At 58.1% G+C, this 14,590-nt stretch carries 5 protein-coding genes and 1 pseudogene; 2 read left to right on the forward strand and 4 right to left on the reverse strand.

Going from position 1 to position 14,590, the window contains the following annotated elements:
• Nucleotides 1-36: 36 nt before the first annotated feature.
• A complete protein-coding gene (locus tag OZX64_RS01445) occupies nucleotides 37-6,396 on the forward strand; it encodes a discoidin domain-containing protein (RefSeq protein ID WP_277173313.1) in 6,360 nt (2,119 codons plus the stop codon).
• A gap of 145 nt (nucleotides 6,397-6,541) precedes the next feature.
• Here the strand turns inward: OZX64_RS01445 and upp are convergent, their stop codons facing one another.
• The 4 genes and pseudogenes from upp to OZX64_RS01465 all read right to left on the reverse strand — a co-directional run bounded on the left by upp (nucleotide 6,542) and on the right by OZX64_RS01465 (nucleotide 12,297).
• Nucleotides 6,542-7,180, reverse strand: coding sequence for a uracil phosphoribosyltransferase (gene upp / locus OZX64_RS01450; RefSeq protein WP_277156403.1), 639 nt, complete (start codon nucleotides 7,178-7,180; stop codon nucleotides 6,542-6,544).
• Nucleotides 7,181-7,923: 743 nt separating this feature from the next.
• Nucleotides 7,924-8,505: pseudogene (locus OZX64_RS01455) on the reverse strand (hypothetical protein); the annotation flags it as partial.
• A gap of 4 nt (nucleotides 8,506-8,509) precedes the next feature.
• The gene (locus tag OZX64_RS01460) at nucleotides 8,510-10,048 is read right to left on the reverse strand and encodes an NUDIX hydrolase (protein WP_277173315.1); all 1,539 of its coding nucleotides are present in this window, start codon (nucleotides 10,046-10,048) and stop codon (nucleotides 8,510-8,512) included.
• Between the two features lie 20 nt (nucleotides 10,049-10,068).
• Entirely contained in the window at nucleotides 10,069-12,297 is a 2,229-nt protein-coding gene (locus OZX64_RS01465; protein ID WP_277173317.1) for an RNA degradosome polyphosphate kinase, read from the reverse strand.
• A 716-nt stretch (nucleotides 12,298-13,013) separates the two neighbouring features.
• Between OZX64_RS01465 and OZX64_RS01470 the strand changes: the two genes are divergently transcribed.
• Nucleotides 13,014-14,561, forward strand: coding sequence for a phosphatase PAP2 family protein (locus tag OZX64_RS01470; protein ID WP_277173319.1), 1,548 nt, complete (start codon nucleotides 13,014-13,016; stop codon nucleotides 14,559-14,561).
• Nucleotides 14,562-14,590 lie beyond the last annotated feature (29 nt).

Here is a 14,590-nt window from a genome sequence, read left to right on the forward strand (position 1 = left end):
CAATCCTATGCCATGGTTTTGTGAAGAGGCGCGAAGATGCAAGTTCATTTAAGAAAGTATTTGGGGGTGACACTCGGGGCGTTGGTAGCAGTCGCCACTTTGTTTACCGGTGGCATTTGCCCAGCCAGTGCTTCGGAAAGAATCGCCAATCCGAATTCGGCAATCGGATACCCGACATTCAAAGGAGACAAGAACCCCATTCCGGAAAATGGTGTCGCTTACGATCCGGCCACCAGTTATTTGGGCAAGGTGTTCGACAAGGATGTCGCCAATGGCGCCGGCAGCGATACCGAAGACAAGCATGATTTTTGGATCGACAAAATGCTGACCCGCAAGGGCGATGATCCGAAGCCTGTCGATGGGGCAAAGCCGGTGCAAGGCCCCTACGGAGAGGAATCGGTCGTTTCGCAAGGCAAGGACGGAGCGGGGAACACATACAGCTACAACGATCCCGATGGCAATGTCTATCTGTTTTCACGAGGTCGTGCCGCATATATGTATACCCATGATCCTGCCGTACTCGGGTTTGGCGGTAACCTCGCGTATTGGGACATCACCGATAATGAGGGTTACGATATCACCGTTTCCGTGGCGGGCAACAAGCAAAACCTCACGGAAGATGCCGGCCTGCGCAAACAGACCCCAAGTTATTGGAAGAGCGTGTTTTTCAATGCCGACAAGAGCTTGAAAGTCATCGAAGTCAAATACATTACCAACAACAACGTCCTGGTCACCGATCTGCATTTGAGCTCGGACAAGCAGCAGGATGTGACGCTCTCGGCGTCCTCTCCCTTGGCTGCCGTGGCAGAAGGCAATGAGCTGACGGGGCGATTCGCCGCGAAAAACAATGTGACCACGGTCTATCCTCGCTTTTCGGGAAACGGATTCACGCCGAACAATGGATCATTGGTGTCCAGCATGACTGTTCCGGCTTCAGGAGAGGTGACCGCCAAGCTTCAGTTGGGTTTGGTCACTCGGGAAATCCCTGAATCCCGCAGCGAATATGATGCGATTTATCGTGGCGATCTGAAAGATCCCAGCGTTTCGTACAAGCGCCATGTCACCGACTACAACCGTTGGTGGGTTGACAACATCCCCTACATCCAGACCCCTGAGCAGAACATCGACAAAACTGTGTTCTATCGTTGGTGGTTGTCCAGATTCAACTATCTGGATGCCAATATGCCAGGTGGCGTACTCCAATTCCCGACCTCCATCGAAGGGGTTTTGGGATATAACAATGCCATTGATCTGACCATCGGCATGTTCATGGATGATCTCAAATGGATGCGCAATCCTGAATATTCTTATGGCCCTTGGCTCTCCGCCGGAGAAACGGCCGGGCAGTACGGCCAGTTCCGCGATAACCCCGCGGCTCCGGATAACTGGGGTGCCAGCCATACTCAATGGATCAGTGAGGCCGCATGGGATTCCTATATGATTCACGGCGGTCCCAAGAATGTCGCGGAACTGTTGGCGGGTTACGCTGCCAATGATGCGAAGGGTCAGCTCAAGGTGCCGGGGCGTGATGTCGACAACGACATGGTGCTCGATACGAATTGGAACGCATGGACCGGCAATGATGCCGATGCCGTGTCGTTCGACGAGTATCCCGGCTATGCGCTCGACCGCGCGGAAAGCGCTACCATATGGGCCGGCGCGGTGGCATCGGCGAAAGCCTATCGTGCGGCAGGCGATGACGTCAATGCTCAAAAGATGGAAGACTACGCCGCCAAGATGAAGAAGTCGTATATCTCGTCGCTGTGGGATGGCAAGGATAAGCTGATTCGTCATAAATGGGTGACGGGTCCGGGCAAAGGCCAGCTGGCGAAATACAAGGAAATCAACAACTACACGCCTTATTCGGTCGGTTTGATGCCTGCCGAAGGTGACAGCGATTACAAGGATGATTACGAGAACGCATTGCGTCTGTTGGCGGACGCGGATGAGCATCCCATCTTCCCGTTTGCCACGGCGAACCAGGCCGATGACAAAGAGGTGCGGAAACTCGGCAAGAATCCGACCAACAACTTCTCCATCATCAACTCGGATTTGTATTTCCGCACGTATCAGGCGGCCATCCGAAAGTATCATGCAGCGGATGCCGACAGGCAGTATGTGACACCTGAAATGTACAAGAAGCTGCTGTATTGGAATGCCTTTGCCCATTATCAGGGTGGCGATAACCGCTATGCCGATCAGAATGAATTCTGGAACGTCGCCGATCCCAAGGATGGCGGCAAAGTCCAGTATCGTTCCTGGATCCATCACACCCAGCTCGGTTCGACGAACTGGACGATGATTGAAGACGTGGCGGGAATGACCAGCAGAGCGGACAACAAGATTGAGCTTAACCCGATTGCGTTGCCGGGCTGGAAGCATTTCACGGTGAACAACCTCAACTATCATGGTCGTGATGTCTCCGTTGTCTGGAATGCCGATGGCACCTACCAGGCACCAGTGGGATATACGGTATATATCGGCGGCAAGGCGGCGTTCACCGTCGATAAATTGGCCCACGTGATTTATGACCCGGCTACCGGTGAGGTCCAGATCAAGGATGATTCCGGAGCGAGCGTGCTCGCCAGCGCGACAGCCGACATGCCCGCAGCTACGGGCGTCAAGTACGGCACCAACAATCGCGTGACCGATTTGTTTGCCAAGGCCGGTACCAATGTCAATGCGGATGCGGTTTCGCAAACCAATTTGGCGCTCAACAAGGATGTTCAGGCTACGTTTGAGGCCAATGACAGCGACAGGGCCGCAAAGAATGCCGTCGATGGTTCCACCGTCAACCAGAATTTCTGGTCGACCAAGGGAACGCCCAATGCCAAGGACAGTCTGACTGTTGATTTCGGCACGTCGGAGAAGGTCGATGATATTCGTCTGTACTTCTATCAGACATCCACGTCGGCGACGATATCGGGATATGCCGAGCCAAGCATGTATGGACTGGAATATTTCGATGGTGCGCAGTGGAAGCCGATTCCTTCCCAGGCCCGCACGCCGAATGCGCCGGACGCCAACTTTAACGAGGTCCGGTTCCCGGCGATCACTGCCCAAAAAATCCGTGTAACGGTCACTCCCCAGTCCGATATGTCGGTTGGTTTGAAGGAAATCGAAGCGTACGACACCGGCTTCACCGCCCCTGCCTCGACGAACACGGCTCCGGTCGTGGATGCTTTTGTCAAGGATCAGAGGACCGGATTGGTGACCTTGGGTGGCTCGGTCAAGGATGACGGCATGCCTTCGGGCACGCTTCAGACGACTTGGATGGTCAAATCGGCGCCCAAGGGCGGTGAGGTGAAATTCACCGATAGCTCGTCCGTGGTGACCAATGCGCGCTTCTCCAAGAAAGGCGAATACGTGTTGACCCTTACCGCCAGCGACGGAAGTCTGCAAAGTTCCGCCGATGTGAGCGTGCAGGGAACGGTGAGCGACGGAACGGTGAATGTGGCTCCTGATGCCAAGGCGAGCGCAAGCTACACGTCACAGTATTACCGTCTCAGCGCAATCAACGACCGACATATCGTCTATAACGTCAATCAGGAGGATTCCACCCATGCATGGGGCAATTGGCGGCAAGACAACCCTTCGTCAGAATGGTTGCAATATGACTGGTCCAAACCTATGCGTCTGACTCGAGCGTCCATTGCATTCTGGTGGGATAACGGCAATCAGCTGCCTCAAAGTTGGAAACTGCAGTATAAGGACAGTGACAACGAATGGACTGATGTTCAGCTGAAAGACGGATCGTCGTATACGACGAAACGCAACCGAATGAATGACGTCCAATTTGCGAAAGCCATTACGACAACCCAGTTGCGTGCGGTCTTCCAAGCGACACCGGACGGCAATAATTATTACAGCTTCGGTGTCGGTGAATTCGAAGCCTATGCCGAGGACCCGCTTTCGGTCGATAGAACCGCGATCAGCACGTTGACGGGAGAGGTTCCGGAACTGCCCAAGACGGTAAACGTCGCTTACGGAGACGGCACCCGTGCCGATCTGCCGGTGACATGGCCTGCAATCAAGGCTTCGCAATTGACTGACGGCTCCCAGCTTTCGGTTGAGGGGTCGGTGGTCGGTTCCACGCTGCCCGCTGAATTGACGATCTATGCCAACAACCGTTTGGGTGATACGCCTACCAACATGGAGTCCGAGATCCCCGAACAGTTCGTCTATCGCGATTCGGATGTCTCGAAACTGCAATTGCCCAAGACCGTGATCGTCGGTTATAACAATGGACAGCGTCGCAATCTTGCAGTGACATGGAACTCAAATGAGATCGCCAAGCTTGATTTCAGCAAGCTGGGTACCACGCAGGTGCACGGCACCGTCAAGGGCGCCGAAAGTCTCAATCCGGTAGTGAAGATTACGGTCATCGAGAAGAAGAACGATGACCAGCAGCCGGTTACGGCAGACAAGGCGGCGTTGAAGGCCAAAATCGATGAAATCGACGCTGAGAACAACGAGGAATCGCAATATACTCCAGAGACCTGGAAGGCGTTTGCAGACGCTCTGAGTTCCGCAAAGGAGGTGTACGACGATTCGTCGGCCAGCCAGCAGGAGGTGGATAGCGCGCTTCAGAGTCTTATCGACGCTCATGCCGCTTTACGCAAGGCGGTGAATCGTTCCGTTTTGAAGCAGGATGTCGACGAGGCGTCATCAGTGAACCACTCGTTGTACCGTGAAGACACCCGAGACGTACTCGATGGCGCTCTGGCTCAGGGCCAACGAATGCTGGCCGATAAGGACGCCAAGCAGGCTGACGTTGATGCTGCCGCCAAAGCCATCGACCAGGCGATGAACGGATTGGTCAAGCTGGACAAGCCTGCACCCAATATAGCCGGCAATGCGACTGCAAAAGCGTCCTATACCACGGCGTGGAATCGTCTGGCTTCCATCAATGACGGCAAGGTGTTCTTCACCTCTACCGGTGACAGCACTGCCGACAACTCGTCGACATGGGGTACTTGGTCCGCCAGCAATCCCAAGCAGCAATGGCTGGAATACGATTGGGTGAAACCGGTGACTGTAGACCATGCGACCATGTATTTCTGGTACGACAATGCTGCCGACAACACCGCCGACAATGTGCCTATGCCGATCGGCTGGCATCTGCAATATCTCAACGACAAGAATGAATGGAAAGATGTGGCGTCCGCGTCCTCGTTGGCAAGAAAAGCCATCGCCAGGGATAAGGGCAGCACCATTTCGTTCGCTCCGGTGACCACGGCCAAGCTTCGCGCCGTCATTGACGCCAATACGGATGGTTCGCGCTACGCAGCAGTGGCAGCCAGCGAATTCGAGGTCTATGCCGTGCGGACCGTTGTGGATAAGTCGTCTCTCGACAAGGCAATCGCAGATGCGGGTTCGCTGCATGAACAAGACTATGCCAGCGGCTGGCAGCAGCTTCAACAAGCGGTTGCGGACGGCAAGGCCCTTCAATCTGATGATGAGGCAACGCAGGATGCTGTTGATGCGGCGGCGAAAGCCATTCGGACGGCTATCGCTGCTTTGGTCAAGAAGCCGGTTGCGGTTACTGGTATCGTCATTTCCGCGGATGGGATCATTGACGGCAGACTACCTCTGCAACAAGGCAACAGCATCAAATTGAAAGCGACGGTTTCGCCGAACAATGCCACTGATTGCGGTGTGGTCTGGTCTTCGGCCAACTCGCAGATCGCCACTGTCGGCGCTGAGGGAACAGTGACGGCGGTTGCTCCCGGAGTTGTCGGGATCACTGCGGCCTCTCATTCGAACCCGAGCGTGAAGCAGACGATATCGGTGGTCGTCAGCGCGAAGGCCCCGGTTGCGCCGCCGGTCGATCGCTCCGCGTTGCGTGCCAAGCTCGAGCAAATCGAAAGCGAACATTTGCAGCAGTCGCAATACACTCCGCAGTCGTGGAAGAGGTTCGCGCAGAAACTTGCGGCGGCGAAGTCGGTCTTGGCTGATTCCGGTGCAACCCAGGCGCAGATTGATTCCGCGTTGCAGGATCTCTCGCAGGCTCGCAGCGCGCTCACCGACAGGAATGACGGACAGCCCAACCGACCGGCGAACAAGAGCGAGCTGCAGCAGGCTGTCGCCAATGCCGGTTCTTTGCGTCAGCAGGATTACACTCCTGAGTCTTGGTCGTCATTCGCCAAGGCATTGGGTCGCGCGCAGGCCTTGCTCGCCGATCCGTCAGCTGGCCAAGGTGATGTCGATGCGGCATTGGTGGCATTGCGGTCTGCACAGGGCGGCTTGCGAATGGTCCCAAGCAATGCAGGTCATCAACATGCGAAGCGGATTGGCCTGAGCTCGACAGGCAGCGATATCGGGATCATCGGTTTGCTCGCCTGTGTGTTGATTGTCGTTGCGGCGGGCATCATGTTGCGCCGACGTCAACGATAATGCCTTCGACAAGCTGATGGCTTAATCGAAAATGGCGTTTTAGCAGAATATGCATTCCGCTAAAACGCCATTTTCATATGTTTGTTTCGTTGGTGCACAACTCAAGTTGTGACTTACCGATGAGGCAAACTTAAGGGTGGTTGGTTCAGTCGATCAGGCCATAGAGACGGTCGCCGGCGTCACCGAGGCCGGGGACGATGTAGCCGTGCTCGTTGAGCTTCTTGTCGACGCCGCACACCACGACCTTGAAGTCGATGGACGGGTCGAGCGTCTCTTCGACGTGCTTCAAGCCAGGGGTGGCCGCGAGGATGTTGATCGAGGTGATGTCCTTGGCGCCGCGCTCGGCCAGATAGTGCGTGGCCGCGACGGTGGTGCCGCCGGTGGCGAGCATCGGGTCCAGGAGGAAGCACTGGCGGCCGGTGAGGTCGTCGGGCAGGCGGTTGGCATAGGTGATGATGTCGAGCGTCTCTTCGTCGCGCTTCATCCCGAGGAATCCGACTTCGGCGGTGGGCAGCAGACGGGTCATGCCATCGAGCATTCCCAGGCCGGCGCGCAGAATCGGGACGACCATGGGGCGCGGGCTGGCGAGATGCTTGCCGGTCATCTTGGCGATCGGCGTCTCGATATCGCGGTCGACCACGTCAAGGTCGCGCGTGGCTTCGTAGGCTTCGAGCGTCACCAGTTCGCTGATGAGCTCGCGGAAGATGTTGGAGGGTGTGTTCTTATCCCGCAGAACGGTGAGTTTATGCTCGACTAGCGGGTGATCCAAAACATGTACTTGCATACTTCCAAGGATATGCCTAGCCGTGTCTTTTTTAAAATCGAAAACTGAATATTATCCATAACGGCATAATTTGATGGTTAACAGAAAAAGTAAAACGCTGAACCGCGAAAGCGCCTGTCGGCGCGAACGCCGCTCGCAGCGGCAAAAAATGAAGCCCGGGGCTTAAGCACGGTCCAGCGCGTCTCCAAGTATAACGGGTCAACCTACGTTTACACGCCGAGCGCGTAAAGTGCTGGCTCCGAGTGCTGTAGTGTGACGGCTTACTCGAGTTTTCCTTGACGCCAGAGGCTGGCTCCGTGGCGGAAATCCGCGGAAGTCGTCATCAGATTGCTGCCGGTGTGCAAGAGACGCGCGGCGACGGTGCGCGGGTCGTTGGAGGCCGGGCCGGCCGAGCTCGCGGGGCCCTTGCCTTCTCGATAGCGCCTGTCGGCGTCATTGAGGGCCGAGTGGTATCGATTGGCTGTGGAGCTGTTGCGGCCGCGTTCGCCGTAAGCAGTGTGATTATCATCATGGTTCGTGCCGGTGTCGTTGCCGATGCCATGGGAATCGTTGGCGTTCTCGGCTGCCAAGCGCGGACTGGTCGGGTTTTCGCTGTCGTTGCTGTCGTTGCCATCGGCGGCTTCATCGGCCACCTGTTGGGCTGCTTGCTGGGTGGACTGTGCCGCTTCTGCGGTCTCGACCTCGCGCTGCAGCTCACGCATATGTGCCTCGCGGCGGGCCGTTTGCTCGGCCTCCATCTTCCGTGCTCGGCCGGTCAGCATTTTCGCGCGGATCGCAAGACCTTTGGCGATGACGTCGATAAAGGCTGAAGCACGCTGAAGTGCGACCGAAAAATCACCGGTGAACGCCCCGGAAAGAATGGAATCCGCGGTGTGCACGATGTCTTCGGCGCTGGGTGGCGTGTCGACACCGGCGATGGCCGAGGCCGCGGTGTCCTCGGGTTCGGCGATACGGTAGAGGCTTGCAAGCGATCGTTGGTTCCTGCGCATCCAGGTGCGCAGCAGGTATAGCCGCCAAAGGATGCCAGGCAGCGAATCCGGCTCAGACCTGCTCCAGAGTTCCGCGATGATGTCGACGCCCTCGCGGTCGACCAGGGTCAACACGCGCTGCACGATTTGTGGGTCCTGGGTATGGTGCACGCGATCGAGCATGGCCTGCGCCGAAGCGTGGCTCATCTCATTGATTTCCTCCGGGTCCATGCCGCCGGCCATCTTCTCGGTCAACGCCGGGTCGAGCTGGGCGGGGCGGGCCGGACGCGACGATCCGGTACGGGCGGGCGCAAAGCCTGGATGTGCGGAATTGACGGAACCGGAACTGTAATGCACTGGGTTAGTAGACAACTGGAGCCATTCTTTGGATATCGATGATACGCGGGCCTTCCGCGTCTTTCACGATGAACAATGCTACCGCATTGCCTGTCGGCATGTAAGGCGATTTGGCGATAAGCTGTTTGCCCAGCGATTTCGAGGCGCACATGGGGCGCAAGTGCTCGAAAATACCGCCGATGACGGGTCGATGCATGCAGATCGCGGTGGCTTGACTGTATTGTTTTGGTGCCTTTGCGGGCTCGGGAGCCGATTGTCGTCCCGTTTTTGAGGCAGCTGCGGCATGGTCAGTTTCTGTGTTTCGATCGGGCGATTGAGTGCTTTTTGTTGGCGGTTGAGTGCCCGCGCTGCCCATGCCTGAACCGGATATCGCATTGGGGGAGCCCCCGGTCCTGTCATCGTTTGTTGCTTCGTCGGCGAGCTCGCTGGCAGCATCGTCTTGGGGGATGTCGGTTGATCGAGGATCCGAATCTTGGGGATTCGAATCGTCGATATCGTTGATTTTGACCACGGCTTTGGTGCCTACTCGCACAGCGCATTTCGCAGCCGAGACGTCATCGGCTTCGGCGAACAGCTGATCGATGACCTCTCGGACACATTGCCAGGTTGCTTGCGGGTCGGCCGCGAAGGCATCTTCGGTCAGTGCCGGAAGCGGCGTGATTTCAAGTCCCGTATGCCATGCGTATGGTTCCAGCGTTTCCATGCAACGCAGCCAGGGGGACGAAGCGAGTTTTTGCGGAGCGTAACAGCCCAGCTCCTGGTCGAGCGCAAAACTTGCGGCGGCACCGCGGGGGATGATGGGTCGGTCGGCGTCGGTGCCGTTCCACTTCTTTCGGGCCACGGCCTTGCTGTGACGCACGATAATCAGTTTCTGCGCTTTGAGCGCGCCTTCCTGGATGCGGTCGACGAATTGGTCGAGGATATCACGGTCAAGCGGGTGTGAGAGCAGCTTTCGGGCCTGAGGGATGGCCAGCCATCTCACCTCGTCGATTTCGCTGGTTTTCGCATGTTTGATGGTACCGACGGCCCGTTGCCGGCTTTTCGCGGTTTCCGGCGCAATCGGATGGGCCATCCAATAGACGACATGTTTGGTGTAGATCGCTCCGGTCTTGGATCCGGTTTTGGCGTGCTTTGATTTTTTGCCCTCGGCATTGAGCGGATACTCGACTTCTCCGATGCTCGGCCCCAAGGCCACCGGCACGCCGGTTTCCTCTTCCATCTCGCGTATCGCCGCGTGGCGGCTGGATTCATGCTCTTCGAGTTTGCCTTTCGGCCAGCTCCAATCGTCGTATTTCGGACGATGCACCAGGCAGACTTCCAGTTGCGTGATGATGGCACGAAAGTGGATTTCCGCTTCGCTCAGAGGCGGCTTGCGCCTTTGCCGCTTGCGTTTGCTGGTGCTGCGGGAGGCACGGGCCTCGGCGAATTCGCCTGCTTTTTCGGCTCGTTCGTCGAGGCTTCTGGCCTTGCCGGCGGCAACCCAACGGTAGGGTATGCCCCCCGCCGATTCAACGACGTGCGATGGTTTGAGCTCGGAGGTCATTTACCGCCTACTTCTTGATCTTACTTGCGGCCACGTTGATGGGTCTTGATCAGCAGCTCCTGGCAATCGACCAGAGGCTTGCCGTCCAAATCGTGCGAATGGCGGATATAGGTGCCGTCCGGTTGCATGTGCCATGACGAGGTGGTATCGGCCATCTGCAGGTCGACATAGTCGATGAGCGAGGCCACCTCCTCGGGGTCGGTGACGCGCACCAAGGCCTCTACTCGACGGTCAAGGTTGCGGTGCATCAGGTCGGCCGAACCGATCCAGACTTCCGGACCGGCCGTCGGTCCCTCGCCGATTTGCGGGCCTGCGGAATTGGCGAAGGCGTAGATACGGCTGTGCTCGAGGAAACGACCGAGGATGGAATGCACCCGGATGTTCTCGCTCAGGCCCGGGGCTCCCGGTTTGAGCGCGCAGATGCCGCGTACGACGATGTCGATCTTTACCCCGGCCTGGCTGGCACGATAGAGCGCATCGATGGTCTTTTCGTCGACGATGGAGTTGACCTTGATCTTGATCCAGGCTTCATGACCGGCCCGTGCCGCGTCCTCCTCGCGGCGGATACGCTGGATGAGGCCGCTGCGGCACGTGCGCGGGGCGACCAGCAGGCGATGGAAGCTGGAGCGCGGCGCGTAACCGGAAAGCTGGTTGAACAGGCGGGTCAAGTCCTGCCCGACCACTGGATCGCAGGTCAGCAGGCCGAGATCGGTATACTGGCGGGCGGTTTTCGGGTTGTAGTTGCCCGTGCCGACGTGGCAGTAGCGACGCAGACCGTCCGCTTCCTGACGCACGACCAGCGAAAGCTTGCAGTGGGTCTTCAGACCCACGATGCCATAGACGACGTGGACGCCGGCGCGTTCGAGCTTGCGGGCCCACGCGATGTTCGCGTCTTCATCGAAGCGTGCCTTGATCTCGACCAGTGCCAGGACCTGTTTGCCGGCCTGCGCGGCATCGACCAGTGCGTCGATGATCGGCGAATTGCTGGAAGTCCGGTAGAGCGTCTGTTTGATGGCCAGCACCCTCGGATCGGCCGCGGCCTGGGCCAGGAAGGCCTGCACCGAAGTGGAGAACGAATCATAAGGGTGGTGCAGAAGGATGTCGCGCTCGCGAATGGCGGCGAAGATATCCTGCGCACGGCTCGACTCGACGGTGGCGATCTGACGGTTGGTGGTGGGGATGAACGGCTTGTTCTTGAGGTCCGGCCGGTCGATGTCCTGCAGCTCGAACATGAGCTTCATGTCCAACGGCGCGGGAAGACGGAAGATCTCCTCCTCGTTGACGCGCAGACGGCGTGCCAGAAGCTGGGAGAGGAACGGGCTGGTGGCGTCGCTGATCTCGAGGCGGATCGGTGGCCCGAAGCGGCGGCGAAGCAGTTCCTTCTCCATGGCGTTCAGGAGGTTTTCGGCGTCATCCTCCTCCACGTCGATATCCTCGTTGCGGGTGACGCGGAAGGAACGCGCCTCCTTGATGATCATGCCGGGGAAGAGCGATTCGAGGTGGGCGATGATGAGGTTCTCCATGGTGATGAAGCCATAGCGTTCCTCGCGGCTCTCCTCGTCGGTCAGGTCGTCGACGGGCACCAGACGGTTCAGGTTGTCGGGCACCTTGACGCGCGCGAAATGCGTCTTGCCGCTGTTCGGGTTCTCCACCAATACGGCGAGGTTCAGCGATCCGCCGGAAATGTAGGGGAACGGATGCGCGGGGTCGAAGGCGAGCGGTGTCAGGACCGGGAAGACCTGCTGGCGGTAATAGCGTGAAAGCCGTTCCTGCTCGGCGCTGGTGAGCCGGTCCCAACTGAGCAGAACGATGTGTTCGCGGGCCAGTTCAGGCAGGATGTGCTTGATGGCCTCGTTGGCGTGCTCGGTCTGCAGCTCGTGTGCGGTTTCGCTGATGGAGCGCAACTGCTGGCGCGGGCTCAGGCCTGAGGCGCTCGTCACGGCGATGCCGGTATCGATGCGGCGTTTGAGTCCGGCGACGCGCACCATGAAGTACTCGTCGAGGTTCGAGGCGAAAATGCCGGCAAAGTTGGCGCGTTCCAGGAGCGGGACTTCGGGGTCCTCCGCCATCTCGAGGACGCGCTTGTTGAATTTGAGCCAGCTCAGCTCGCGGTCGAAATAACGGTCCGGCGGCAGGGGCTGTTCTTCCGGCAGCGCCTTGCGCTTGTCGGACTTCTCGGTTTCGGCGATGTGCTCGGCAATCTGGCTGCGGAGCAATGCCTTCGAAGGTGCGTCAAAAATCTGTGCCATATCCTTACTCTAAGCATTACCGTAGAGCTATGGAAGCCTGTAACCGCAAAATTCACCATATGTGGATAACTCATTGCTCATCCACCGCCATTTGCCCGGAATGTGCATCAATGGCACGCATTATTTCGGCATTTGGCCCAGCGATTTCCGATAGTTATGCTATGAGAATAGCAAACAGACAGAAACTCACAATAGGCTCTTCTAAGAGGACAAACAGTGACATTATGTGTGCATTGCAGGCTGGAAGGGGACGTTAGCTACCATTAACGCACAAACGGTGGTTTTGGCTTGTGTATGGCAGCTGGATGGTACATAATATGAACTACAAGTACAACTGAACAGGGCAGATCCACAAAAAGACAAGGTCTCGATGACTATTACGTTGAACGGGCCGATGATAAAGCTTACCGTTACGACGATGGAGTTGTGAAGTTATCTGCTGTTCGGATTGGACTTGCAGGAGACCCGTTTCGGCGGGTCTCCTTTTACGTTCGGCGCGGTTTGGTCTACGCGGCTCATGTATCAACGGTGTTTGACGTGTCGCGTCCCAGAACTGCCTGATGTGCCGTATGCCGGGATTTGAACTCGATGTTGCCGGTATGGTTTATCTGCTCGGCGCAAATCGATGGCACGGGCAGGCGAACGACTTGTGGATATTCCGGCTTGAGATGCGGGGGGAGGTGCGCTCGTAGTCTGCGCCATCTACACTGAAAGCCATGACTGACGATTCCATTGGGCAGGCCGCAACGGCCGGCAACTCTCAAGAACCTTCGCCGCGTAATCAGACCGGAATCAGGATTCCTGCTCCTCCTCGGCTGCGGGTTGATGCGCCGGTTTCGCCGGGTTCGCAGGTTGATGCGCCGGCGCGGGATCAAAGTGCCGTGCCGGCGTTTGACGAAGCGCAAACGGAGTCGTCCGCAGAAGGGCGATCGCCTGATCATCCGGCAGGTGCCGCCCAAGCGGGAACGTCTCATGGCGCTTTGGACGAGGCCCGACACGCGGATGAACCGTTTGCTGCATCGCCAGCCGAGAGTTCGGCTTCAGCTTCGACTTCGAGCCCGGCTGCGGCTCCGGCCGCTCCTTCGGCATCGATTCCGGTCTCAGCTCAATCTTCGTCTCAGTCTCAGTCCGAGTCTCAGTCCCAGCCTCAGCCCGAGCGTGAGCCCGTGAACTTCGTTGCGTTCGGCAGCGAGAATGCCGTGTTTGATGATGGTGGCAGCACTTCGACGAGCAGTTCCTCCGCCGTCGGCGCAAGTGCGAGTAAGTCCAATGCCGAGTTTTCCTCTGCGATCTCGAACGACGGCGCATCCAAAGAAGAGGATGAGATCGAAAAGGGGCTCGCCCGGATCGATCCGTTGACCGTCCACCCGCGTGTGTCCAGCTGCGTGCTCGCCGTGGTGCTTGCCCTGCTCTGCTTCGCCTCTGCGGCCGCGATCTATTGGTTCGGTGTGCACACCATGGAAGGCCAGAGTTTTGACGAAATCGTATGGCAAAGTTTCAATACGAGCGCTCCCGGCTGGATTATCGCGACGGCGCATGTGCTCAACCGTAGCGTGGTGATCGTGGCCATCAGCCTGGCCATTGCCGTGCTCGCGTTCATCGTCGCGGCGGTTCGCAAGCGCTGGTGGCTGATCGGCCAGATGGCCGTGTTCGGTGTAGTCGCGTATGGTGCCGCTTGGCTCAAACGGCTGTTGCCGCGGCCGATGATCATCCGCGTTCTTTCCACTCATGAAAACAGCGCTCCATCGGGGCATACGCTGCTTGCCGTGGGGGCGGTGCTGGTGCTGCTCGTCGCGGTTCCTCGCGTCTGGCGTGCGCTGGTCGCGTTGCTTGGGGGAGCATACGGCGTCATTGTCGCCGCGTCGCTGATCGTCGGTCGCTGGCACCGCCCCTCCGACGTGCTGATGTCGCTGTTGATTGGTGGTGGGCTGATGATGCTGGCGCTCGCGTTCACGCGCAAATCCGGGATGGACAGCCCCGGCAGCCGCATGTCGTCGGCCAGCATCCAGATTGTCGGCAGTATCATGATCACCTTCGGCCTCGTCTCGTGCGCTTATGCCGGCTACATGCTTTGGCAGATCTATCCGGGGCTCGACATGATGGCGATGTGGGCCAAGAACGGTGCGTGCGCGCTGACCATGGCCGCCATTCTCGGTGTGGGTTGCCTGATGTTCGGCCTTACGCTCGCCATTCGCCAGCTGACCGCCTCCCCACTGACCCGGCTCGGCCTAGTCGGTGCGCCTCCCGCTCCGCCGCAGAAGTAATCGCGCTGTTCGCCAGTGGTTCCTGTCTG

This window comes from Bifidobacterium sp. ESL0704 (assembly GCF_029392075.1).
Lineage (GTDB): Bacteria > Actinomycetota > Actinomycetes > Actinomycetales > Bifidobacteriaceae > Bifidobacterium.

Coding starts and splice junctions, on each gene's coding strand:
- OZX64_RS01445 (WP_277173313.1), top strand. CDS start 37: ATGCAAGTTCATTTAAGAAAGTATTTGGGGGTGACACTCGGGGCGTTG.
- upp (WP_277156403.1), bottom strand. CDS start 7,180: ATGCAAGTACATGTTTTGGATCACCCGCTAGTCGAGCATAAACTCACC.
- OZX64_RS01460 (WP_277173315.1), bottom strand. CDS start 10,048: ATGACCTCCGAGCTCAAACCATCGCACGTCGTTGAATCGGCGGGGGGC.
- OZX64_RS01465 (WP_277173317.1), bottom strand. CDS start 12,297: ATGGCACAGATTTTTGACGCACCTTCGAAGGCATTGCTCCGCAGCCAG.
- OZX64_RS01470 (WP_277173319.1), top strand. CDS start 13,014: ATGACTGACGATTCCATTGGGCAGGCCGCAACGGCCGGCAACTCTCAA.